The sequence below is a fragment of the Nocardia vinacea NBRC 16497 genome (assembly GCF_000308835.1).
GTDB classification, from domain to species: domain Bacteria; phylum Actinomycetota; class Actinomycetes; order Mycobacteriales; family Mycobacteriaceae; genus Nocardia; species Nocardia vinacea.
On record NZ_BAGN01000162.1, the window covers coordinates 23,636 to 49,675 of the forward strand.

Below are 26,040 nucleotides of genomic sequence, written 5' to 3' on the forward strand. Positions count from 1 at the left end.
CGGAATTCAACCGTTGACGGGCCACCACGCCCTCCCTAACATCAGTTGTAAGCATCCGCTTACATTGCTCGGGCGCCAACCGTCCGTGTCGCGGAGGGAGATCGCATGAGGGCAGCATCGCGCAGCGATTCGATGAGGGGTGGCAGCCGGGCGACGGGTGGGCCTGTCGACCACGAGGTGCGAAGCTTCCCCTTCGGCACTCCGGTCCGCCTGGATATGGATCCGCTCTACGCGCGGTTGCGCCGAGAGGAACCGATCAGCCGCGTGCGGCTCCCCTACGGCGGCGAGGGCTGGCTGGTCACCCGTTACGAGGACGTCAAACAGGTACTCGCCGACCCGAGATTCAGTCGTGCCGCGGCGGTCGAACGCGAGGATATTCCGCGCACCACGCCGGAGCCCGCGCGCCGCAATTCGCTGCTCAGCATGGATCCGCCGGAGCACACGCGACTTCGCAAACTCGTGGTCAAGGCGTTCACCGGCCGCCGGGTCCAGGCATTGCGCCCGCGCGCCCAGCAGATCGTGGACGAGCGGCTCGACGAAATCGAGCGATCCGGCCCACCGGCCGATCTGGTGCAACTGCTCGCATTGCCGCTGCCGGTCACCGTGATCTGCGAAATGCTCGGCGTCCCACCGCAAGACCAGCACCGCTTCCGGGATTTCTCCGATACGGTGCTGTCCACCACCGCATACAGTCGCGAACAGATCAGCACCGCACGCGCGGGCCTGGAGGCGTATCTCACCGAGCTCGTGGCACAGCGTCGCGAGCAGCCGACCGACGATCTGCTCGGCGCATTGGTCGCCGCGCGCGATGACGAGGACCGGCTCAGCGAGGCGGAGTTGGTCAACCTGGGTATCGGCTTGCTCATCGCGGGCCACGAGACCACCGCCAATCAGATCGCCAACTTCACCTATGTGCTGCTGACCGAGCCCGAACACTGGGAATTGCTCTGCGGCAGACCAGAACTCGTCCCGAGCGCGGTGGAGGAACTACTGCGCTACGTCCAATTGGGTGCGGGCGGTTCCTTTCCCAGAATCGCCACCGAGGACCTCGAGCTGGGTGGGGTCGGAATCCGGGCCGGTGAGTCGGTATTCGTCAATACCCAGGCCGCCAATCGCGACGAGGCGGTCTTCGACGATCCCGAAGACCTCGACCTGACCCGAGAACGCAACCCGCACATGGCCTTCGGACACGGCGCGCACCACTGCCTCGGCGCGCAACTGGCCAGGGTGGAACTGCAAGTCGCGCTCGGGTCACTGCTGCGACGGTTCCCGACCCTGCAGCTCACCGTCCCGGTCGACGAGGTGCCGTGGAAGAGCGGTCTGCTGGTGCGCGGACCGAAGGCCCTGCCGGTGGCCTGGTAGGAACGGGCAGCCGGTCGTTACTGCGACTCTGCGAGGGCGGCCGCGACGTCGTGGCACGACTCCCGGAGGATGTCGCAGTAGTCGTCGAGATCCGGGACGATCTCGGGATCACACGCCACCGATACGGTGAAGGTGTCGCCCGCGCCGACGAACGAATGCGCCAAACCGATTTCCGGATACACCGGCGGCAGCATGCCAGCGAAGCGAAACGGCTTGCCCGCCAGTGACCATTCGACGGTCGGCTCACAGCGAATGCTGGTCAGGATGGTGTGTGCATAGGCCGGGGCATCCGGGTCGGCGGGCGCGAGCGTACCGAATCGCGTCCGGTAGGTGCGACTGGGCAGCAGGTCGATGAGTCCGAGTCGATTGAGTTCCCGGCGACCCGACGGCGAATCGCGGCGCGCGCGAAGTGTGGCGTCGACCGCCCGTGCACGAGCGGCGAGGTCGGGTTCCGCAGCGGCCAGCTCGACCGCGGCGGCACCGACGCAATTGACACCCATCACCGGCGCGTCGGGCACCGCGACGGTCACCAATACCGCGAGATCGTCAGGACACGAGCCATCCCGCTTTTCGAGATAGCGCTGCATGGCGCGGGAAATCGCCGTCAGTCCGAGGGCCGTCACCGTGATCCCCGGCGCACGAACGACCCGCAGTTCCAACGGAATCGACCGCATGGCGCGTCCCGGACCGATCCGGCGATTGAGCACAGTAGCGGTGACCGGTGGCGTGTTCGGGCCGCTGTCGTCGTTTTCACGGGCGATCCGACGCATCTCACGCCGGACGCGGACATTGAACCGCAAGGCCTGCCACGGCCAGCGCAGCGCACCGACCATGGCGGCGAGCGCCGGGAGCGGGCGCCGTGTGGCCGGACCCTGCCCCTCGATCCGCAACGGCACCGAGGCGAACAACGCCTCCGACAACGATGCCATGGCCGGACCAGCCATCAGCGCATGACTGATATGCATCAGCACAACGGCACCCACGCCGCTCGGCGTCGCGATACCGGTCACGTTCGGAATTACGTGCAGCTGCCAGGCGCTGACCCGGGCATCCAGCGGCTGCGCCAGAATACGCCCGATCTCGTCCTGACACTGCGCCCAATCCAGTTGCGCCGCAGCATGCGTGACGATGTGGGCGTCGATCGGACTGTCGTCGACCACCCAGAACGGGTGCCCGAGCCCGCCGGGCACCTCCTGGATCCGACGGCGTAGCGGTTCGAGCAGATCGACCCGTTCCTCGAAGTGGTCGGCGATATCGGCAGCGGTCAGCGGTGCGTCGCCGTTATCGAATACCCACCACATCGGCCAGTCGGTGACCCGCCCCGAGCGGGCCAAGTAGTAGTAGGCGGCGTCATTGGCCACCAGCTGTGCTTCGTACATCATGCTGCTCTCGTCGATCCGATTGCTGCACTATGCCATCGGGTCAGGGGCTATCAGGTCAGGACCATCACGTCTGCCGGAATCGAAACCGGGTACCGATCCAACTCCCGGGTCCCCGGCGGCATCGCCAGGGGACCCGGCGCTTCCTCAGCTACGCGACACTTTCGGCAGCAGGGAACGCCAACCTCGTGCGCCCCCCGCGGACGGGGTGCTCACCGCGGACAGGGCGGCGAATTCGTCGTCGCTGAGGGTGATAGTGGCGGCGGCGGTGTTCTCCTCGAGATGCGCCACGCTGGAGGTGCCGGGAATGGGCAGGATGACCGGCGAGCGGCGCAGCAGCCAGGCGAGCGCGAGTTGGGACGGGCCGGCACCTTCGCGCACGAGGCTGTCCAGCGGACCACCCGGACGCGCGAGATCGCCGGTGGCCATGGGGAACCAGGGGATGAAGGCGATGTTGTTCGCCTCGGCGTATTCGAGTACGTCCTCCGCGCTGCGGTTGACGAGGTTGTACTGGTTCTGTACCGAGACGATATCGGCGACCTTGCGGGCCTTGTCGAGCTGAGCGACGGTCACCTCGGAAAGGCCGATATGGCGGATCTTGCCCTCTTGCTGCAGCGACGCCAGCTCGCCGAGCTGGTCGGCAAGCGGCACCTGCGGGTCGATCCGGTGCAGCTGGAAGAGATCGATGCGGTCGACGCCGAGATGACGCAGGCTCAATTCCAGCTGCTGGCGCAGATATTCGGGACGGCCGATCGGCACCCACTCACCGGGACGAGGCCGGGCCAGCCCGGCTTTGGTCGCGATAACCAGGTCATCCGGATACGGGTGCAGGGCCCGGCGGATGAGAGTTTCGCTGACGAACGGACCGTAGGAATCCGCGGTATCGATGAGGGTGATACCGAGCTCCACGGCACGACGCAGTACGCGCACGGCCTCATCCGGGTCCTTCGGGTCGCCCCACACACCGTCACCGGTCAGCTGCATTGCGCCATAGCCCAGGCGCGTGACCGGTAGATCACCACCGAGGGTGAAGGTGCCCGAGGAGGCGGCGGGACGGGACTGGGCTTCGGCGGTCATGCTTTCCTCTCTACAGCTGAACGTCGCTCGGGGCGGGAAAGAAACCCGCATCGATGAAGGACCTGACATAGGCGTCCAAGGCCGCGGCATCGATGGGCGGGCAGTGGATACCGTACTGCGCCAACTCGATTCGGGTGTCGGTGTCGTCGACGGCAGCCGCGGCCCCGCCGTAGTTGCCGCTGACCAAGGCGGCGCGCACCAGCGAATCGTCGCCGGTCGCATCGCGCGCCGCCGCCTCCTCGGCCAGTTTGGTCGCGATCTCCTCGATCGATGCGATCTCGATCGGAATCCCGTGCCTGCGCAGGGATTCGAAGATATCGCCGATCGCCACCGGAAGAGTGTTCACCAGGTGATAGGCCGCACCGACCGGCGGCTGATCCGCCAGCGCGACGATCGCGCCCACCACATAGTTCACCGGCACCAGCGACATGGTGGCGTCGCCGACATCCGGCGCGAGTCCGAGAATGGCGGCCGCCCGGATCATGTTCCAGAACGAGTCGTCGACGCTGTTCACCCCGAGCCGCGGATCGCCGGACACGGTTCCCGGACGATAGATGCTCACCGGCACACCGCGTGCACCGGCCTGGCGGATCAGTTGTTCGGCGACCCATTTACTTGCCACATAACCGTTTCCGGATACCTCGTCGACGTGCAATTGCACATCCTCACGGGCGATGAAATCCGGTGCGGGCGCATTCGGAATCACGGCATTGACCGTGGAGACGAAGTGCACCGGTTTGATCCGACCCGTGGTCGCCAACCGCAGCACCTCACGAGTGCCCGACACGTTGGCGGCGCGCAACCGCGCGTACGGCTCGATGTGATTGACGCGAGCTCCGTTGTGGTAGATCGTGTCGATCTGCTCAGCGAGCCGGGCCCAGTCGGACTGGTCGAGCCCGAGTCCGGGTGCGGCCAGATCACCTGCGACAGCGACGATTCGACCCTGATAGGCATCGTCCCAGATCCGGTACAGCTGCATGGCGTCACGAATCCGCTTGTAGGCCCGCTCGCTATCTTCGCCGCGCACCAGGCACCAGACCGTTGCCCCCGTGCTGGACAGCAGTTCCCGCAGCAGATGCACACCGACGAATCCGGTTGCGCCGGTGAGCAGTACGTCACGCGGGGCCTCGGCACGAGCCGGTGTACGACCCGCACCATCGATCTCCGGTTCGAGCACGGCGTCGGTGGTGATCGTCGCGGTGTCGGTGCCGGGGACCACGGCCGCGGGCTCGTCCGGATTGTCGAGACGAGTGGCCAGGCCACGTACGGTAGGCGCGATGAACAGCGCCGCCATCGGCACATCGATACCGAGCCGGGTGGCCAACGCGCGCTGCAGTGTGAAGGCGAGCAGCGAGGTGCCGCCGAGATCGAAGAAATCGTCCTCGGCTCCGGCCCGCGCGATCCCGAGCACCTCGGCGAATACCTCGGCGACGGCGCGCTCGGTATCGGTCGCCGGTGCGACGAACTCACGGGCGCGCAGGACCGGCCGCGGCAGCGCGGCCCGATCCAGTTTGCCGCTGCTGTTCACCGGGAAGGATTCCAGGACCATGATGGCCGAGGGCACCATATAGCCCGGAAGCACGTGTGACAGCGATTCGCGCAGGGTGTCTGCCTCTAGAGCGGACCCGGTGAGGTCGGTTACGGGCACCACATAGGCGACCAACTGATCGCCGGTCTCCGATTTCGCCACCACGACGACGGCCTGGGCGACGGACGGATCCGCGAGCAGCGCCGCCTCGATCTCGCCCAGCTCGACCCGGTGACCACGGATCTTTGCCTGGAAGTCCGTGCGCCCCAGATATTCCAGCACCCCGTCGGCGCGGCGACGCACCAGATCACCGGTCCGGTACATCCGGGCACCCGCGGGACCGTGCGGGTCGGCGACGAACCGATCCGAGGTCAGGTCGGCACGACTGAGGTAGCCGCGCGCCAATTGGCTTCCTGCCAAATACAGTTCGCCGACAACACCGGCGGGTACGAGATGCAGCCGGGAATCCAGCACATAGGTGCGGGTATTCCACAGCGCCACCCCGATCGGCACCGTCAACCGGTCGTCGATGGAGGCGGGCCGATACGTCACCGATACCGCCGCCTCGGTCGGACCGTACAGGTTGTGCAGTCCGGCATCCGACAGCGCGGCGAAATCGCCGACGGTGTTGGGCGGCAAGGCCTCACCGATAACGAAAACCGCACGCAGCGACGCCAATTGCTCCACCCGGGCGGCGGCCAGGAAGACCTGCAGTACCGACGGAACGAAATCGGTGACCGTGACCTGGTGGGTCGCGATCAGCTCGGCGATATAGCCGGGATCGCGCTGTCCGTGCGGTGCCGCGAGCACCAGCTGCGCGCCGACCCACAGCGGGGCGAAATAACCCCACAGCGATACGTCGAAGGTTGTCGCCGTCTTCTGCAGATAGACATCCTCGGCACCGAACTCGTACTCCGCCACCATCCATTCGATCTGGTTGGCGATCGCGCCGTGCGAGACCATGACGCCCTTGGGCCGACCGGTCGAGCCGGAGGTGAACAGCACATACGCCGGATGATCGGCGTGCAGCGGCGCACGCAGCTCGCCGAACTCGACCGGCGCGCCGGAGTATTCCGACAGGTCGAGGGAGTCGATATCGATGACGGGAACTCCCGTGACGGGTACCGAATTGCCGTCGGTCGTCAGCACACAGACAGGCTCGGCCGTCGCCACCATGTACCCGATCCGGTCGGCCGGATGGTCGAGGTCCAGCGGCAGATAGGCGCCGCCCGCGGTCAGCACCGCATACATCGCGGCGACCAGTTGCGGCGATCGCGGTATCCCCAGCGCCACAACGGATTCGGGACCCACGCCCTGCGCGATCAGGTGCCTGGCGAGGCGGTTGACGCGCTCGTCGAATTCCCGATAGGTCCAGGCGGTCTCGTCGTGCACGACGGCCACCGCATCCGGTGTCGTCGCCACGGCACGGCGGTAGCCGGTCAGCAGGAAATCCGCCGAAACCGGGTGCGCGGTATCGGCCGCATCCGACAGCAGTGCGGCGCGTTCGGTCGCATCGGTCAGCTCGATCTCGCCGAGCACCACATCGGGATCGGCGGCGATGGCGGTGAGCAGGCGCGCGAACCGGTCCACGAAACCCTGCACGGTGGCGGGCTCGAACATATCGGCGGCGTAGGTGACCATACCGCCGATACCCAGCGGCGTGCCCGCCTCGTCATAGGCATCGCCGATATACCAGTGCAGATCGAACTGCGATACCTCGACGCCGATATCCAGGCTCGCGACGGTCAGCCCCGGCAGTTCCAGTGCGACGCGCTCCAGGTTCTGGAACGACAGCCCCACCTGGTACAGCGGATGCCGCGATGGCGAGCGCACCGGGTTCAGCACATTGACCAGTCGCTCGAACGGCACATCCGAGTTCGCGAAGGCCTGCAGATCGGTCTCCCGCTGCCGTGCGAGCAATTCGGTGAAACGCGCGCCGCCGTCGTATCGGGTTCGGAATACCAGGGTATTGATGAACATGCCGATGAGGTCGTCGAGCGCGGCGTCGCCGCGTCCGGCGCTCGGCGTACCGATGGCGATGTCGTTGGTCCCGGACAAACGGGCCAGCAGCACGGCGAGTGCGGTGTGCACGACCATGAACACCGTCGCCCCTCGGGCGCGCGCCAATTCGGCCAGCGCGCTGTGGGTTTCGGCGTCTATCCGCACCGACACCTGGCCGCCCGCGAAGGACCGCACCAGCGGCCGGGGTCGATCCGAGGGCAGGTCGAGCTGCTCCGGCAATCCGGCCAATTCTTGCTGCCAGTACCCGATCTGTTTGGCCGCCAACGATTCCGGATCGTCCTCGGCGCCGAGCAGTTCGCGCTGCCAGATGCTGTAGTCGGCGTACTGCACCGGCAGCGGAGCCCAATTCGGGGCCTGTCCGGTGCTGCGTGCCACATACGCGATCATCAGATCGCGGGCCAGCGGGCCGATCGACGAACCGTCGCCCGCGATGTGGTGCACGACCATCGCCAGCACGTATTCGCGCCCGTTCGCGCCCTCGCCGAGGTCGAACAGGCTGACCCGGACCGGCACCTCGACGGTGAGGTCGAAGGCGGTCCTGGCCAACGTGGCCACCGCGTCCACGATTTCGGCCGGGTCGACGGCCTGCACCAGCATCGGCGGAATCGCCTGCGCCGCAGGCAGGATCACCTGCACCGGGCCGGCATCGATGGGCGGGTAGACCGTGCGCAGGATCTCGTGGCGGGTCACCAGATCCCCGATCGCCGCCCGCAGCGCCTGCGTATCGACGGCACCGGTCAAGCGCACCGCCATCGGCACGTTGTAGGCCAAAGAGTTCGTATCCAAGCGGTTGAGGAACCACATGCCCTGCTGCGCCGCCGACAACGGGATCCGCTCCGGCCGCGGACCGGCGATCAGCTCCGGACGGTCGCTCCCGGCCTCGTTCTCACTCAGCCTGGCCGCGAGCGCGGACACCGACGATGCCTCGAACAGCAGGCGCACCGGAACCCGGGTATCGGATGCGGCGCCCAGCCGCGCCGCCAGCCGGGTGGCGATCAGCGAGTTGCCGCCCAATTCGAAGAAGTCGTCATCGGCGCCGACCGGGGTCGCGGGCGCGAGCAATTCGATGAATACGCTCGCGACCAGCTCTTCCCATCGCCCGGACGGCGCACGGTATGCCCTGGTATGCAGCACCGGCGCGGGCAAGGCGGCACGGTCGAGTTTGCCGACCGGGGTCAGCGGAATCTCGTCGAGCACCATCACGGTGGTCGGCACCATATGCGCGGGCAGGCTGTTCGCCGCGAATGCGGTGAGTTCGTCGGCATCGGCCACCGCACCCGCGGCGGCATGCACATAGGAGACGAGAATGGTTGCACCGCTGGCGATTTCGTGTCCAATAGTGACCGCGAAGTCGACGGTTTCATGCGCCGCGAGGACGGCGTCGATCTCGCCGAGTTCGATGCGGAAGCCGCGGACCTTGACCTGGAAGTCGTTGCGGCCCAGATATTCCAGCGCACCGTCGACCGTCCTGCGGACCAGATCGCCGGTCCGATACAGCCTGGCGCCATCGCGATCGAACGGATTCGCCACGAACCGGGCGGCGGTCAGCGCGGGGCGCTCATGGTAGCCGCGGGCCACCTGCGCGCCGGTGATGTAGAGCTCGCCGACGGCGCGGTCCGGCACCGGCGACAGCCGATCGTCCAGTACATACTCGGTGATGGCGCGGATCGGCCCGCCGATGGTGACGGTCTCCCCCGGCACCAGCGGCGCGCTGATATTGGTCATGATCGTGGTCTCGGTCGGCCCGTACCCGTTGTAGAACTCGCGGGTACGCCGTCCAGCGATCGGAATCGTCCAGCGCCGCACCAGCTCCGGTGGGCAGGCCTCGCCACCGGCGATGACGACACGGAGCTTGTCCAGGCCCGCCGGGTCGACGGAAGCCAGCGCCGCGGGCGTGATGAACGCATGCGTGACCCGCTCCCGGCGCAGCAGCGCGGCCAGTTCCTCGCCGCCGTAGACCGACGGCGCGGCCACCACCATCGTCGCGGCGCCACCGATGGCCAGTAGCAGTTCCAGCACCGACGCGTCGAATGACGGCGATGCGAAATGCAGTGTGCGCGAACTGCTCGTCACCCGGTAGCGCTCGCGCTGTTCCGCGCAGAAACTCGACAAACCGGCCTGCGTGACGACCACGCCCTTGGGCTTACCGGTCGATCCGGAGGTGTAGATGACATAGGCCGGATGCGCGGCGCGCAACGGACGCAACCGATCCGCATCCGTCACCGGATCGGCGCTGTAGTCGTCGAGCCGCCGATCGATATCGTCGGCATCGATGGTCAGCCACTGCACCTCGTCGGGCAGGTCGGCACCGACCTCGGTGACCGTGAGTCCCAGTACCGCATGCGAATCGGCGATCATGTGCCGGACCCGCTCGGCGGGATAGTTGGGATCCACCGGGACGAATCCGGCGCCGGTTTTGGCGATCGCCCACACCGCGAGCACGGACTCCGCCGAGCGCGGAATGCCGATCGCGACCAGATCCTCCGGGCCGATGCCACGGTCGATCAGCAGTCGAGCCAGCCTGCTCGAGCGCTCATCGAGGTCGACGTACTCCCATTCGGCCAGCTGCCCGGTGGCATCGGCGAAGATCACCGCGACACCGTCCGGATTGGCGTCCACGGCATCGGCCAACAGCTGCGGCAGCAGCGTGACCTCTTCGGCCGGGACCAGTTCGGCGGTCCGGACGGGCGCGGCGAGCGCCCGGTCCCGTTCGGCGTCGTCGAGGATGTCGATGGCACCGACGATCACCTGCGCGTCGGCGGCGACCGCGGCGAGGATCCGCTCGAATCGGCGGCCGAGGCCCTGGATGGTCGCTTCCTCGAAAAGGTCTGTCGCATAGGCGAAGCCGATGACCAGCTCGTCCGGCGTACCATCGTCGCCGACTCGCGCCTCCACGATCACCTGCAGGTCGAATTTCGCGACGATCTCACCGGTATCGACGGCCGAAACCGTCAGACCGGGCAGCTCCAGCGTCGGCTGCTCGATGTTCTGGAACGACAGCATCACCTGGAACAACGGATTAGCCGAGACGGCCCGGGCGGGCAGCACCTCCTCGACCACCCGCTCGAACGGAATCTCCGCATTGGCGAAGGCGGACAGGTCGGTTTCGCGGACCTGCTGGACGAATGCCGCGAACGGGGCGTCGCGATCGACATCGGTGCGCAGGGTCAGCGTATTGACGAACATGCCGACCAGATCGTCCAGTTCGGCCGAACCGCGACCCGCGATCGGCGTGCCGATCGCGATATCCGAGCCACCCGACAGCCGCGCGAGCAGCGCGGCCAGCGCGGCGTGCACGACCATGAACAACGACGAATTGTGCTGGCGCGCAAGGTCGGCCAGCCCGGCATGCACCTGCGCGGGCACGGCGATTTCGGTCGCCGCACCGCGCATCGATGCCTGCGCCGGACGCGGACGGTCCAGCGGCAGCCGCGCGGTTTCGCTCACACCGGCCAGCTGTCGCCGCCAGTAAGCCAACTGCTGTGCGGCAATCGAGTTCTCGTCGTCTTCGGTGCCGATGACTTCGCGCTGCCAGAGCGCGAAATCGGCATACTGCACCGGCAGCGGAGCCCAACCCGGGGCGATCCCCGCGGTACGCGCGAGATAGGCGGTCGCCAGATCCCGCGCCAGCGGTGCCAGCGAGACGCCGTCCGCCGAAATGTGATGCGTGACGAGGACGAGCAGGTGCTCGTCGCGCGCCGGGTCGGAGAACAATCGGATGCGCACAGGCGGATGTTCGGTGACATCGAATCCGGCGGACAACAGCGCCGCGACCCGTTCCGGATCGGCGGTCGTTTCGACCTCCAGCCCGTTCGGCAGCGTCGCGGCTACGGACAGGATGTCCTGGCGCGGCGTCGCGTCCGGACCGTCGACCGGGAACCGCGTGCGCAGCGCCTCGTGCCGCTCCAAGACATCGGCGACGGCCGCGCGCAGTGCGGGTACGTCCAGAGTGCCCGTGAGCCGGATGGCGAACGGCAGGTTGTAGGACGGGGATTCGGTATCGACCTGGTTGAGCACCCACATCCGATGCTGTGCCAGCGAGAGCGGAATGCGCTCCGGGCGCACGGCCGGTGTCAACGGCGGCCGATCCGCATGCTCGGAATCCGGCACGATGCGCCCCGCCAGGTCGGCGACCACCGGTGCGTCGAACAGCGTGCGCACCGGCACCCGCGCACCCAACGCCGCACTCAGCCGGGCCACCACCTGGGTGGCGACCAGGGAGTTGCCGCCCAGGGTGAAGAAGTCGTCGTCGGCACCCACCCGATCGACACCGAGCACCTCGGCGAACACGCCGGCCACGATCTCCTCGAGCGGGGTGGACGGCGCGCGGAATTCCCGGCCCGCCAGTGTCGGTCGCGGCAGCGCCTTGCGGTCCAGCTTGCCCGCGGTACTGAGCGGGAACTCGGCCAGCTCCACGATCGTGGCCGGAACCATGTACGGGGGTAGCGTGCCCGCCAGCGCGGCACGCAGCGGCTCCACCTCGAGATGCGCGCCGGGCACCGGGACCGCGTAGGCCACCAGCTGGTCGCCGAGCTCGGTGGGCACCACCAGAACGGCCGCCTGATTCACCGACGGCTGCGCCAGCAGTGCCGCCTCGATATCGCCGAGTTCGATGCGCTGTCCGCGCAGTTTCACCTGGAAGTCGGTGCGGCCCAGGTATTTCAGGACACTCGGCCCGCTCCAGGCCACCAGGTCGCCGGTCCGGTACATCCGCTCGCCGGTTCCGAACGGGTTGGCCACGAACCGTTCCGCGGTCAGATCCGCGCGCCCGAGATAGCTACGGGCCAGCTGATCACCGGCGATGTAGAGCTCACCGGTGACCCCGGCGGGCACCGGCCGCAGACGCGAATCCAGCACGTACAGGCGGCTGTTCCAGACCGGCGATCCGATCGGCAGGCCGCCCTGATCGTCGACGGTCGCGAGCCAGGTGGTGACGGCGACCGCGGTCTCGGTCGGCCCGTACACGTTGAGCACCGACGCGTCGCAGACCGCGCGCACCGCGGCCACGGTCTCCGCGGGCAGCAGCTCGCCGCCCACGATGATGTGCCGCAGCGTCGGAAGCGTCCCGGCGGGCGTATGGGCGGCGAACACCGCGAGCATCGAAGGCACGAAGTCGGTGACAGTAACCTGCTGCGCCGCAATGGTTTCCGCGATGTACGTGGCGTCGCGATGGCCGTCGGGCGTGGCCATCAGCAGCTTGGCGCCGAGCCGCAGTGGAATGAAGTAGCCCCACATCGAGGCGTCGAAGGTGAAGGCGGCCTTCTGCAGGTACACATCGTCGGCATGCAGCGGATACCGGGACTGCATCCAGGCAAGATGGTTGCCGATCGCACGGTGCGAGACCGCGACGCCCTTGGGCCGTCCGGTGGAGCCGGAGGTGAACAGCACATACGCCAGGCTCTCCGGGCGCACCGGCCGCAGCAGCTCCCCGGCCGCCAGCGGGGTACCGGCGAATCCGTCCAGATCGGCGGTGTCGATATGCAGCAACGGAATTCCGTCCGGCACCGGCACGGCGTCCGCGGTCGTGGTGAGCACGCACACCGGCCGCGCCGCGGTCAGCACGTGCTCGACGCGCTCGGCCGGATGATCCGGGTCCACGGGCACGTACGCACCGCCCGCGGTGAGCACCGCGTACATGCCGACGACCAGATCCAGCGAGCGCCGGACCGCGAGGCCGACCAGCGATTCCGCACCGACACCCTGCGAGATCAGCAGGCGGGCAAGGCGATTCACCCGGTCGTCGAGTTCCCGATATGTCAGCGTCGCGGAGCGACTCATTGAGGGGTGGTGGTCGGGCGACGGGTGGGCCAGTTCGGCGCCCTCGTAGGCCACCGCGACCCGATCCGGATGCGCCAGCACCGCGCGCCGGTAGCCGTCCAGCAGCAGCTCGGGTTCGACCGCATGACCGGTATCGTTCCACTCCAGCAGGATTCGATCCCGCTCGACGTCGGACAGCATGATGTCGATATCGCCGACCTGGGCCGTGGGATCGCCGACCAGCGCGTCGAGCACCCGGCTCAGCCGCTCGGCAAGGGTTCCCACTTCATCGGCGGTGAACCCGCCACCGGCATACCGCCACGTCAGTTCTATCGTCGACGTCGCGATCGCCACCAGCGTCAGCGGGTAGTGCGCGCCGTCCTCCATACCAACGGCGGTCACCGACATGCCGTCGATGGAATCGGCGGCGGCGATCGCCTCCCGGTCGATCGGGTAGGACTCGAAGACCAGCAGCGTGTCGAATTGTGCTCCGGCACCAGCGATCCGCTGGATATCGGTGAGCCCCACATAGTGGTGGTCGAGCAGACCGGCCTGCTCGCGCTGCAGTGTCTGCAGGAACTCGCCGACCGCCAGCCGGCCGTCGACCCGCACGCGCACCGGCAGCGTATTGATGAACAAACCGACCATCGACTCCACGCCGGACAACTCGGCCGGACGGCCCGACACCGTGGTGCCGAACACCACGTCGTCGCGACCGGTGAACCGCCCGAGCAGGATGCCCAACGCCGCCTGCAGCACGGTGTTCACGGTGACGCCGAGTTCGGCCGCCAGCTCGGAGATCCGGCGGGTGCGCTCGGTGTCGATCTCGGTGACCACCTTGCCGCCGCCGTGGCCGTCGACTGTCCGCGATTGCGGGGCGAGCAGCGTCGGCTCCGCCACACCGGACAGCGCCTGTTCCCACACCCGCAGTGACGCCTCCCGATCCCGGCCGGCCAGCCAGCTGAGGAAGGTGCGGTAGGAGGGCACTCGCGGCAGCGCGGACCGATCGCCCCGGGTCGCGTAGAGCACCAGCACATCTCGCATCAACAGCGGCATCGACCAGCCGTCGAGCAGGATGTGGTGGGTGGTGATCACCAGATGCCACTGATCCGTGCGATACAGGGTGAACCGCATCAGCGGCGCGGCCGACATATCGAAGCCGGTCTCGCGCTCCGCGGCCACCTGCCGCCGCAGTTCCGCCAGTCGCTGCGATTCGGGCAGATGCGTCAGATCCACTGTCCGCCACGGCACTTCGACCCGATCCAGGACCACCTGTACGGCGTGGCCGTCGGCGCCGGCGACGAATGCGGTGCGCAGATTCGGATAGCGGTCCAAGATGGCCTGGGCCGCCGCCCGCAGTCGCTCGGCATCCACGGTGCCGCCCAGGTCGACCGTCGCCTGGGAGGTGTAGACGTCGATACTCGACTCGGCCAGTAGTGCATGGAACAGCAGACCGGACTGCAGCGGAGACAGCGGCCACACATCCGACAGCGCCGGGTAATTCCGTTCCCACACTTCGATATCCGACTGACCGACCGTGACCAACGGCAGGTCCGACGGCGTCAGCCCACCGGCATCCGGATGCCGCGCGTGGTCGGCCAGTGCGTGCAGCGCCGCGACCCACAGATCGGCGAACTCCTGCACCCGCTCCCGCGACAACAACCCGCGCGGGAAGGCGAGCGACGCACCCAGCTGTGGTCCGTCCGCACCGTCGGTGACGATCGCATTGATGTCGATCACGCCGTTCGCGGGCATATCCGGATCCATCTCGGCATCCAGCTGCCCCAGATCCGCGACCGGCACCCAACCCAATGCACCGAGCTGCGCCGGAATCTCTCCCGTCGACATCCGACCCAAGTAGTTGAAGCTGATCTGTGCGGCACCGCCCAGTTCGGCGGTGGTGCTCAGTTGTCCGGCCGTCTCGGGGTTCAGGTAGCGCAGCAGGCCGTAGCCGAGTCCCTTGTCGGGGACCGCGAGCAGCTGCTCCTTCACCGATTTCACGATGTCGCCCAAGGCTTTTCCGCCCGCGAACGCCTCGGCGAGGTCCGCGCCCCCGAGATCGAGCCGGACCGGGTACGCACTGGTGAACCAGCCGACGGTCCTGGACAGATCCGCGCCGGAGACGATCTCCTCTTCGCGGCCATGGCCTTCCAGCTTGACCAGCGCGGTGCCGCCCGCGCTTTCGCCACGCCACTTGCTCACCGCCAGCGCCAGCGCCGAGAGCAGGCCGTCGTTGACACCACCGCGATACCGGCCCGGGATCGCGGTCAGCAGCGCATCGGTCACCTCGACGGGCAGCGTCACCTCGACGCGATCGACGGTGCCGAAGGTGTCCACTGCCGGATCGAACGCACGCGCACCGAGCAGCGGGTCTGCTGTGCTCGAAACCTGTTGCCAGAAAGGCAGTTCCGCAAGCCGCGCCGGATCCTGTGCCGCGTCGCGCAGGGCGTGCGCCCAGCGCCGCATCGAGGTTCCGTTGGCGGGCAACGCCACCTGCTGCCCCGCCGCGAGCTGCGACCAGGCCATCGCCAGGTCCGGAATCAGAATCCGCCAGGACACCCCGTCGACCACAATGTGGTGCGCGACGACCAGCAAGACATCACGACGGCGACTGCCCTGCGGGAAAGCGAACCAGACGAACTGCACCATCAACGCGTTCGCCGGATCGAGGCGGCCCAGCGCCGCGTCGTATTCGACACTCGCCCGCCGCGACAACTCGGCATCGTCGATATCGGCGGGCACCTCTACCCGATGCACCAGCGCGTCGACGTCCACCGCGCCGCGTTCCAAGGCCTCGAAGGTCCGGGCGGTATCGGAGGTGGCTTCACGCAACCGAGCGCGCAGCATGTCGTGGTGATCGAAGACCGCGCCGATGGTCGCGACCAGGGTCTCCCGATCGATGCCGTCGGGCAGCCGCAGCGCCATCGTCTGCGAGAACCGCCGATACGACGAGTCGCTCGGCAGCATCGCCGCCATGATCGGCAGCAACGGCAGCTCACCCACTCCGCCGCCGGGCAGTTCAGCCAGCCGCTGCTGCTCCACCGCATCGGCCGATCTGGCGATCTCGGCCAATGCCTCGACCGTGCGATGTTCGAACACCTCCGCGGCGGTGAATACGACACCGCGCGCCTTCGCCCGCGAGACCAGCTGGATCGACAGGATCGAATCGCCACCCAGTGCGAAGAACGAGTCGTCCCGGCCGACGCGCTCGACACCGAGCAACCCGGCGAATACCTCGGCGATGATTTCCTCGACCGGCGTCTCGGCGGCACGGAACGCGCGCGGGGCGAAGACCGGCTCGGGTAGTGCCGCGCGGTCGAGCTTGCCGACCGGGGTCAACGGAATCTCATCCAGCACCACGAAGGCGGCTGGAATCATGTACGCGGGCAGCGACTCCCCGAGGAATTCGGCGAGCGCCTCGGTGTCCACAACGGCCCCGGCCCTCGGCAGCACATAGGCCACCAGCGCGGTCGCACCCGACGGCAGCGTCTTGCCGAGGGTCGCCGCGAAGTCGATATCGGGGTGGCCGGTGAGCGCGTTGTCGATCTCGCCGAGCTCGATCCGGAAGCCGCGAATCTTCACCTGGAAATCGGAGCGACCCAGGTACTCGATGACGCCGCCCTCTTCGCTGCGCCGCACCAGATCTCCGGTCCGGTACAGCCGCGCGCCCGGATTGCCGATATCGGCGCCGAACGGGCTGGCCACGAACCGTTCCGAGGTCAGCCCCGGACGCCCGAGATACCCCTGTGCCAGCGCGGGACCCGACAGGTACAGTTCGCCGATCACACCGGCGGGCACCGGGCGCAATCGCGTATCCAGGACGAACGCACCGACACCGGCAATGGCCGTGCCGATCGTGATGGGCTCGCCCGGCACCAGCGGCGGGGTGCCGGTGGCGAGAATCGTCGCCTCGGTGGGGCCGTAGCCGTTGTGGAACGCGCGCGCGGCAGCCCAGCGGCCGACCAGCTCGGGGCCGAACTTGTCACCGGCCACCACGACGACCCGCAGCTCGTCCAGCCCGTCCGGATCCACCGATTCCAGGGCGGCCGGGGTGATGAGCATGTGGCTGACTCGCTCGCGCCGCAGCAGATCCGCGAGTTCGGCCCCGCCGAACACCGACGGCGGCGCGATCACCAAGGTCGCACCCGCGGAGAAGGCCAGCAGGAGCTCGAGCACCGAAACGTCGAAGTTGGGCGAGCAGACATGCAGGACCCGTGAGTCCCCGGTCACCGCGTACTGCTCGCGCTGTGCGGCGACCAATCCGGCCAGGCCGCTGTGCGAGACCACGACGCCCTTGGGCCGTCCGGTCGATCCCGATGTGTAGATGACGTAGGCGGGGTGCCGCTCGTCCAGCCGACGGACCCGGTCTGCGTAGGAGATCGGATGGGCCGGGCGTTCGGCGATGCGCCCGGCGTGCGCCGGGTCGTCGAGTTCGATCCAGTCCACACTCGTGCCGAGCACCGAGCGGTGCGCCGTGGTGGTCAACCCGAGGACGGCGCCGGAATCGGTGAGGATGTGCGCGATCCGGTCGGACGGATATCCGGGGTCCACGGGCACGTACGCGGCGCCGGTTTTCGCGATCGCCCACACCGCAAGCACGGATTCGATGCTGCGCGCGATACCGATCGCCACCACATCACCCGCGCCCACACCGTGTTCGATGAGTTCGCGCGCCAACCGCGACGACGACTCGTCGAGTTCGCGATAGGTCAGCTGCCTGTCATCGGACGGATCGCCCGAAGGGTTGAACCGGATGGCGGCGGCGTCGGCGGCGGACTCCACAGCGGCCGCGAGCAAATTTCCGAAGAGTAGACCGACTCGGCGACGACTACCACGTGCGGAACGACGATCCCTTGCCATTTCCGGTACTACACCCTCTCACCTATTGCGCGCCTAAAGACCGCACCCGCATAATGGAACGCACGTACTTCACTAACTGACTGCCATACCGCCGCAAGCCAAGCGTTCGAGTTTACAAGAGCGAACTTGTCACTTATCCCCAAGAGCGGGAATCTGTTACGACATTCGCTCCCAGGAACGCGATCGGCCTCATAACGCGGCCTGTAACAGCCTAGGTGAAGGTCCGCCACGGCGTTCCCACGCTCGCGCGCAACCCTCGAATCAGTACGCTCTCGCTATCACAGCAATGACTCACAACCCGTCGGGTCCCCGCGTCCGAATCGGAGTCTCCGCAGTTGATCAGTACCCGCTGACAACTGCATTCGCACCACCAGTGCAGATAACCAGCCGATCACCGGCTATGCAATTCGTCGGGTAGCTCGACCTACGATCGGGCTGGTCGCCATCAGCAAACGTGATTTCCGCAACATTCTCGCGGAAGTGGCTGCGACGCCGGAAGTCGACGTGATTGCTGTCACAGCGCTCAGCCGAAATAGTAGAGCTCGAAGCCGACGGCGCGCGCGGCGGGGAATCCCGGCTTCGGGGCGGTCGCCATGTCGATCACCGCACGCACCTGATCCGCCACCGGTTCGGGGCTGAGCACCTCGAGATAGCGGCGGTGCTCGGCCAGCGAGGCGGCGGCTTGCTCGATGGTGTCGGTGACGTCGACGGCGTGGGTTGCGCTCGGGCCGACCACCGCGGCCAGCCGAGGCGACCACGGCGGTTCGGTGAGATCCGGAAAAATCCACTCGTTGCCCGCATCGGATATGGCATCGAGGGTGGCGCGGCCGACCGCGCGATGGTCGGCGCTGTTGGCATAGCCGGGAGCCCAGGTGTCGCCGAAATTGAACAGCACCACGAATTCCGGACGATGACGACGAATCACGGCGGCCAGATCGCGGCGCAGCGCAAGGGTTTCTTCGACGCGACCGTCCGGATAGCCGAGGAATTCCACCTCGTGCACCCCGACCACCTTGGCGGCGGCGATCTCCTCGGCCTCACGCAGCGGCCCGGCCTCCGCCGGCGGCATGCCCGCGATCCCGGCCTCGCCGGAGGTCACCAGCACGTAGCGAATGTCCTTGCCCTGCCCCGTCCAACGCGCCACCGCGGCGGCCGCACCGTATTCGATATCGTCCGGATGCGCCACGACGACGAGGCCGCGCTGCCAATCCTCGGGAACCTGCTCCACATGGGTCATTCAAGCAGACACCCGAACGCGGGTGGGCCGTGCGCTGCCCGCGGCGGACAGCGCACGGCCCACCTCTCGAAACCGCGGCGCCCGAAGTCCCGGCGGGCCCGCGGGCGGACGCTACAGCTTGCTGACGGAGTTGTCCGAGCCCGCGACCGCCTTGTACAGCAGGTACAGCCCGAAGACGACCGCGCTGATCACCAGAATCGGGAACAGCCCCTTGATCAACGCACCGATGATGGCGAGCGCGATCCAGACGACCGCTACGACACCGATGATTTTCCACAACATGCCAGCCTCCAGAAGGTCTCGGGCGAACCGCCATCCGACGATCCGACTCCTCCATGCTGGCAGCCGGATAGTGATAAATCACCAGCTCAGCACCGATATCCGGGTGAAGATCAGGGTTAACCCTGACACCGCTTCACCACCCGACCCGCCGCGCCGCAGCGCGCTCAATTCCCCGAATTCGAAAGTGCGACAACGGAAACCGTCGAAGTTGTGCGTTCTGGCGCACCTGCGACACTAAGGTCTGTCCGCTTGCATATATTCCAAACCTTAAGGGGCCACCCATGACCAGGTATGCACACTATGTCGGCAGTCTTCCGGCGGACCTGATGACAGGCGATCGCGCTGTCCTGCAATGGTTTGCCGACCGCACCACGGGCTCGCCGGTCACCGCTTTACCCTGCGATCTGGATCCCGATTGGATCATCGACTACCTGCGGACACGCAAGCAGCATTCCGATGTCTTCGAGATCGTCGAGGGAGGCGAGTACGCCGACTACAGCGACTTCCCCAGCTACGGCCTCCGGTCTGGCCGCAAGCTGGAAACACAGCATGTTTCGATGGACCGGGTCGAGCGCATCGATGCAGTAGTGGCGGCCTTCGAGTCATTGCAGCGCGAACGACCGGAATTGGCCGAGACGAGAGTGCAGATAAGCCTGCCGAATCCACTCGATCTCGCAATGTTCGTATTCGCGGGCGCGGCCGTATCCGGTGGGTTACCGGTTGGAAAGGCATTGCGGCACTCCGATCTCACAGTCGCCGCGTTGCGGCAACTGCCGGTGTTCACCGAAGCGATGGTGCAGGAGGTATCGGAAGTAGTCGCTCGTCACGGCGACCGGATCAGCTGGCAGCTGGAGTCCCCACTCGCACTGTTGAGCATGGTCAAAGCGACACAACTGGGTTCGCGGTGGGCGCTGGCCCCGCTGGTTGCGCGTCAGCTCGCCGGCGTCCTCGGACGGCTCCACGAGATCGGTGCGGAAACCACCGTGCACCTGTGCTACGGCGACTATCAGCACAAGAGCCTGCTGGCCCCACGCAGTCTGGCGCCCGCGGTAGCACTGCTCAATCGCACTGCGCGACTGCTGGATCGTCAAGGGGTACAACTACCCCCGGTGCATGTTCCGTGCGCCCACGGTGCCGAGCCCGCACCACTGGAACCTCGCTTCTACGCTCCCTTGCGCGGACTCGCCACCGACTGGCGCGTGATCGCGGGTGTGGTTTCCACCGATTCCGTCGAGACCAGCGACCGCGCGCGTGCGCTCTTCGAGGAGGCGTTGGGTCGCAATGCCTTCGGTGTCGCCACCGCGTGCGGACTCGGACGGTGCACCCCCGAGGTCGCCCGGCACGCCGCCGAAGCCACAGTCACGGTGGCGGGGGCCGTCGACCAGACACCCGAATAGGCGTCGTGATCAGGTAACGCGGGTGCACTTGACAGTTCGCGCCCGCGTTGCTGGCCGCCTGGCTGGGCAAATCACTTCCGCCGCAGCGGAATCCGCGCATTGATTGCGCCGCATCGGTCGCCAACCGCAGAAGTCAACTTTGCGAACGCCTCGCGCGGACCTGGTTTGGGCTTTACTCTGAATTTGCCGGAAGAGCGGGGTGATGCCAAACGACACCGAACGACCTCGCCTGTCACGCCCAGGCGATTCCCTCCGATCGCGGCGCACGGTCTCGACGAAAAGTGCTGCTCCGAACCGCATCCGCGGACTCGCGCCGCCGCATCCGACACCTGCCCAGGCGTGCTTTGTAAGGGCGGTTCGGCGAGCAGGTCCGATTCGGGGGTATCGGCTACCCTTCAGACACCGGTTACCACCAATTGACTGCCATCACCAAATCGACTCCGGCGGTTGATGATTCGATTGTTGCCGCTACAATCTGACGTGGGCGTCGCCATGGATGGCAAACTGACGGCGACGCTTGGTCCGGGTTGATCCACCACCGTGGGGCCGGAGTTGGTTCGGTTGCCGATGTGGACGCACAGTCCGGGTCGGTGCCCGCTGTTCCAAGGAGTGTGCAATGGCGAATGATCCGCATGTCCTCGTTGTCGGTGGCGGCCCCGCGGGGTCGACAACCGCGGCTCTGCTGGCTCGATCAGGGATACGGGTGACACTTCTGGAACGAGATACGTTCCCGCGGTATCACATCGGTGAATCGATGCTCGCATCGTGCCTGTCGACGCTGCGTCTTTCTGGCGCGTTCGAGAAGGTCGCGGCACACGGCTTCCAGATCAAGCGCGGCGGCTATTTCCAGTGGCAGAACGATAACTGGCTGTTGGACTGGTCCCAGCTCGTCGATGCCGAAGCCTGGTCATACCAGGTCGAGCGAGACGCGTTCGACGACATTCTGCTGCGCAACGCGGCCGAACAAGGCGCGCAGGTGATCGAGAACGCCAATGTCGAGAACGTGATTTTCGATGGTGACCGCCCGGTAGCCGTCGAATGGACCGGCCCCGGTGACAACGGCACTCAGACCACCGAATTCGATTTCCTCGTCGACGCCTCGGGACGATACGGCCTGCTGGCCAAGCGGCGCTTCAACATGCGGCGGCAGCATCCCGCGTTCCGCAATGTCGCGGTGTGGTCGTATTGGGAGGGCGCGCACCTGCACCCGGACAGCCCGGAAGGCGCGATCAATGTCGTGTCCACCCCCGAGGGCGGCTGGTTCTGGCATATCCCCCTGTCCAACGGCCGATTCAGCGTCGGCTACGTGGTTTCCGCGCGCAAGGCGGGCGAGCGACTACGTGAGCAAGGCCGAGATGCCTACTACCTCAACACGATTCGCGACAGCAAGGCCATGAGCGCATTGCTCGAAGGCGCGAAGCAGGTCGCCGAGGTCAAGGCCGAGCAGGACTATTCCTATGTGTCGGATCGGTTCAGCGGTCCGGGCTACGCCCTCGTCGGCGACTCCGCGGCCTTCCTCGATCCGCTGCTGTCCACCGGCGTGCATCTGGCGACGTATGGCGGGCTCGTCGCCGCGGCCGCGATCGCGACCACCCTGCGCGGCGAGATGAGCGAGGCCGATGCACTGGCCTTCTACGAGCACACTGCCCGACGGGCCTACTCACGCTTCCTCGTGTTGGTCTCGCGTATGTACGAGCAGTACATCGGTTCCGACGAATACTTCTCGCACGCAGACAAACTCACCGAGGCGCACGAAGGCGACACCCCAGAGGTGTCGTTCACCCGGATCATGGCCGGACTCACCGATGTGGACGAAACCTCGGGAGAGCAGGGGCGCACCCCGACCGACACCATCGCCTCCGCGCTCACCGAGACCGAAAAACTGCACGCGGACTCGGCCAACCTCGAGTACATGGGCCATCTGGATATGTCGGTCGTCTGGGACCACTGGCGTGACCCGCTGGCGGACACGGTGCTGAACGATGTGCGGATTACCACCGAACCGGTACTCGGCCTGACCACCCGGCCACGCGACGCCGCCGAGATCGAGGCCATAGCGCGGCCGGTGCTCCCCCCGAAGGCGGCCGACGTCCCCGTACTCTAGTTCCGGCCTTCGTGAAAACCACAGCGCGAAGCCGGTCACTATGACGATCACGCGCTCCGACCCCGAACCACCGGGCGATTCCTCGGTCGGTGGTTCGGGCACCCGGACAGCCATACAACAAATCGCGCGCTTCGGCCATCCGATCACCCGGCGGCTGCTGGCCAGCGACGACTTCACCCAGCCGAGACTCGAGGCCATACTCGGCACGGATCTGCAGGTGCGGGTGCTGCGCCAGGACGAACTCGCGGCCGAGCAGCTACCCGCCACCGTCTCCGACGCATTGCGGTTGGCCGGCCCCGACCGGGTCATCGTCCGTCGGTCATGTCTGATCAATGCCGATATGGTGACCGCATCGATGAACTATGTCGTCGCCGTGAGCGGGCCTGCGGCAGCGGCAGGCACCGACGATCTGCATGTGCCGATCGGACGCGGCTTGATTTCCCGTGGTGTATCCCAGCGGCGACATGTGCTGCGGGCGGGCGTCACGAGATGGCCCGATGGTCGCCTCTGCGCGGCAAAGGCGTACGTCATCATGCTCGGCGATCATCGGCCGCTGTGCTATATCCGCGAGATATTCAATCCCAGTGTCGTGCCACCTGAGCATGCCCCCATCTCGGATGAGGATCTGAGCTGGGCCGATGAGCCCGATTACACCCATTCGCAACCGCCCGCACACCGAGGTGGCTGCGATATCGAATCGGCGCGCACCAGTAAACCGTGTTCGCGAGCGCTGCCCGCACTGGTCCATCCGCGCGAATCCGACTCGCTCACCACCGATTTGGCGGCGGCAGCGCGCGGACAGGCATTCGTTGTCCATCTCGGTGCGCGCACCTCCGCTGCCCTCGATGTCGCGACACTGCCCGCCCGCCGTGCGCTGGCTATCGGTGCCGCCGCCGTGCTGAAGCACGGACTGGACACACCGATCGTGACCATCGGCCAACTGCGATATGACGGCAAATCATGCTGGGAACCAGCCGATTCCAGCGCTGCCGTGCGAGATCGGCTGCCGAAGGGATACCGCAGAGCGGCGGCGTTGCTCGAAAGCTGGCGCGTCTCGAACCCCCCTATCGCGCTCTGCGCGGACATGCTCCGCAGCGCTGCGGACCACTACCCGGCGTCGGTGGCACGCGATCTGCTGGTCGAGGTCGCCGCGATGCTCCCCATCGCGGCCAGCGCACCGGCGGCCTCCCGTGAGCTGTACAGTTCCATTGCGCCCCTGCATATCTCGCGCGCGGCCAAGCCCTGCGATTCGAATGCGACCAGACGTCGGCTGGAGCGGCCGGAGTGGGACCGTTCGACCCAACTGCTATGGATCGGCGACCGAAACCACGAATTCACCCACAGGCACCTGTCTTTCGCCGCCCGCGTCCGCAACCCACTGGCCGTAACCCTCGGCCCCACCGCAACGCCGGACGACGTCGAGTTCCTGTGCCGATATCTGAATCCCGAGCGTCGGCCCGGTCGGCTCACGCTCGTTCCCGCACTGTCGGGCACCCGTACCGCCGACGCACTTCCCGCGTTGTTCGAGGCAGCCGCCCGGTTTGCGACCCCGGTGGGCTGGGTGTGCGATCCGATGCACGCCGACGATCCCGCCGCCGCGATCCACACCTTCGTCAGCGCCTGCCGGACCACGGGCACCGCACCGGGCGGCCTGCACCTCGACTGCGACCCCGGAAGTCGCCTGGACACCAGACTCGATACCGGACGGGCGCTGCACTGTGTCATCACCACACTGAGCGCGATGTGGGCAAGCTGATCGGGCCGCAGCCCGTCGAATCGCGAGGGAGAAGTAAGTGCAAAGTAGTCAAATCGTCGTTGTCCTAATGGATCTCGCTCTCATCATGGCAGCAGCTCGGATCTTGGGGTGGCTGGCCGAGCGCGTCGGCCAGCCCGCGGTGATCGGGGAGATCACCGCGGGGATACTCGCGGGCCCGACCGTGTTGGGGCCGCATCTGTCGGACATGTTGTTTCCGCACGAGATCCGCTCGTATCTGACCCTGCTCGCCAATGTGGGCGTCGCTGTATTCATGTTCGTCGCCGGGCTGGAACTCGACCGCGGCGTATTCGCGGGCAGCCGACGGTCGATCCCGGCGGTATCGGTCGCCGCCTACGCCGTGCCGTTCCTCCTGGGCTGTGGCATCGCCGCGACCGCGCTGGCGCGCCACCGAACCGGTGACCTACCGAGCTTCACGCTGTTCATCGGCTGCGCCCTGGCGGTGACCGCATTTCCGGTGTTGGCCCGGATCCTGCACGATCGTGGGCTGACACGCACCGGAATCGGTCAGCTCAGCCTCGCCTGTGCGGCGCTGGTCGACATTTTGGCCTGGACGGCGCTGGCCGTCGTGCTGGCCGTCGCGCACCCTGGAACGGGCAGCCAGTGGCGACTGGCGCTGCTGGTACCGGTGGTGGCGGTGACGTGGTGGATCGTGCGTCCGGCATTGGTGCGGATCGCGGAGGCCGGGACCGAGCAGACGATGATCGTGGTCGGTGTCGGCGGCGCGCTGCTGCTCGGCGCGATTACCGAATGGATCGGACTGCATTTGATATTCGGTGCGTTCGCCTTCGGCGTGGTGTTCCCGCGAGCGCGACGCGAGGCGGTCGAATCCGGTGCCCGGATTCTGAGTCTGGTGCTGCTACCCGGGTTCTTCGTCGTGGCGGGGCTCGCGGTCGACCTCGGAGCGATCGACCGGGCCGCCGTCGGCGAGTTGGTGGTGATCATGGTGGTGGCCGTCGTGGGGAAGCTCGGAAGCGTCTATGCGGCCGGGCGACTGACCGGCCTGACATCGCGATCGGCGGCGGCGTTGGCGGCATTGCTGAACACTCGCGGATTGACCGAACTCGTCATACTCAACGTCGGGCTCAGCACGGGACTCATCGGCCCGCAACTATATTCGGTGCTGGTGGTGATGGCCTTGGTGACAACGGCCATGACGGCGCCGCTGCTGCGGCTGATCGGCGTCCACGGGACACCACCGGTCGATACAGCCACCCCGGTCAACCGGTTGTCCATCGGCGGTCCGGTGGATTAGTCGTCG

At 67.0% G+C, this 26,040-nt stretch carries 10 protein-coding genes; 5 read left to right on the forward strand and 5 right to left on the reverse strand.

Translation table 11 applies throughout. The features are described 5' to 3' along the window. Positions 1–105 precede the first annotated feature (105 nt). Entirely contained in the window at positions 106–1,362 is a 1,257-nt protein-coding gene (locus tag ON44_RS21570; RefSeq protein ID WP_245567272.1) for a cytochrome P450, read from the forward strand. Positions 1,363–1,379: 17 nt separating this feature from the next. Here ON44_RS21570 and ON44_RS21575 read toward each other — a convergent pair whose 3' ends face one another. The 5 genes from ON44_RS21575 to ON44_RS51335 form a co-directional block, all read right to left on the reverse strand. Further along, a complete protein-coding gene (locus ON44_RS21575) occupies positions 1,380–2,744 on the reverse strand; it encodes a wax ester/triacylglycerol synthase domain-containing protein (protein ID WP_083898043.1) in 1,365 nt (454 codons plus the stop codon). 144 nt (positions 2,745–2,888) lie between these two features. After that, on the reverse strand, positions 2,889–3,818 hold the full coding sequence (locus ON44_RS21580) for an aldo/keto reductase (RefSeq protein ID WP_040692894.1): 930 nt from the start codon (positions 3,816–3,818) through the stop codon (positions 2,889–2,891). Positions 3,819–3,828: 10 nt separating this feature from the next. Continuing rightward, positions 3,829–17,922 carry a non-ribosomal peptide synthetase gene (locus tag ON44_RS21585; RefSeq protein ID WP_051182296.1) on the reverse strand — a complete coding sequence of 4,698 codons (14,094 nt, stop codon included), beginning with the start codon at positions 17,920–17,922 and terminating at the stop codon, positions 3,829–3,831. Between the two features lie 586 nt (positions 17,923–18,508). After that, positions 18,509–19,213 (reverse strand): PIG-L deacetylase family protein, encoded by a 705-nt coding sequence (locus ON44_RS21590; RefSeq protein ID WP_040693009.1) that lies wholly within the window; start codon positions 19,211–19,213, stop codon positions 18,509–18,511. A 120-nt stretch (positions 19,214–19,333) separates the two neighbouring features. Next, a complete protein-coding gene (locus ON44_RS51335; protein ID WP_040692895.1) occupies positions 19,334–19,504 on the reverse strand; it encodes a hypothetical protein in 171 nt (56 codons plus the stop codon). A 281-nt stretch (positions 19,505–19,785) separates the two neighbouring features. Here ON44_RS51335 and ON44_RS21600 point away from each other — a divergent pair, with 281 nt between their 5' ends. From ON44_RS21600 to ON44_RS21615, 4 genes are all read left to right on the forward strand, one after another. Continuing rightward, entirely contained in the window at positions 19,786–20,901 is a 1,116-nt protein-coding gene (locus ON44_RS21600) for a hypothetical protein (RefSeq protein WP_040692896.1), read from the forward strand. A gap of 616 nt (positions 20,902–21,517) precedes the next feature. Continuing rightward, positions 21,518–23,005 (forward strand): NAD(P)/FAD-dependent oxidoreductase, encoded by a 1,488-nt coding sequence (locus ON44_RS21605; RefSeq protein WP_040692897.1) that lies wholly within the window; start codon positions 21,518–21,520, stop codon positions 23,003–23,005. Positions 23,006–23,045: 40 nt separating this feature from the next. Continuing rightward, on the forward strand, positions 23,046–24,761 hold the full coding sequence (locus ON44_RS21610) for a 3-deoxy-7-phosphoheptulonate synthase (RefSeq protein ID WP_040692899.1): 1,716 nt from the start codon (positions 23,046–23,048) through the stop codon (positions 24,759–24,761). Positions 24,762–24,846: 85 nt separating this feature from the next. Continuing rightward, the gene (locus ON44_RS21615; RefSeq protein WP_157187244.1) at positions 24,847–26,034 is read left to right on the forward strand and encodes a cation:proton antiporter; all 1,188 of its coding nucleotides are present in this window, start codon (positions 24,847–24,849) and stop codon (positions 26,032–26,034) included. The last annotated feature ends 6 nt before the right edge of the window (positions 26,035–26,040 follow it).

Excerpts from the sequence above, each read along its gene's own strand:
- ON44_RS21570 (WP_245567272.1), top strand. The coding sequence starts at position 106 with ATGAGGGCAGCATCGCGCAGCGATTCGATGAGGGGTGGCAGCCGGGCG.
- ON44_RS21575 (WP_083898043.1), bottom strand. The coding sequence starts at position 2,744 with ATGATGTACGAAGCACAGCTGGTGGCCAATGACGCCGCCTACTACTAC.
- ON44_RS21580 (WP_040692894.1), bottom strand. The coding sequence starts at position 3,818 with ATGACCGCCGAAGCCCAGTCCCGTCCCGCCGCCTCCTCGGGCACCTTC.
- ON44_RS51335 (WP_040692895.1), bottom strand. The coding sequence starts at position 19,504 with ATGTTGTGGAAAATCATCGGTGTCGTAGCGGTCGTCTGGATCGCGCTC.
- ON44_RS21600 (WP_040692896.1), top strand. The coding sequence starts at position 19,786 with ATGACCAGGTATGCACACTATGTCGGCAGTCTTCCGGCGGACCTGATG.
- ON44_RS21605 (WP_040692897.1), top strand. The coding sequence starts at position 21,518 with ATGGCGAATGATCCGCATGTCCTCGTTGTCGGTGGCGGCCCCGCGGGG.
- ON44_RS21610 (WP_040692899.1), top strand. The coding sequence starts at position 23,046 with ATGACGATCACGCGCTCCGACCCCGAACCACCGGGCGATTCCTCGGTC.
- ON44_RS21615 (WP_157187244.1), top strand. The coding sequence starts at position 24,847 with ATGGCAGCAGCTCGGATCTTGGGGTGGCTGGCCGAGCGCGTCGGCCAG.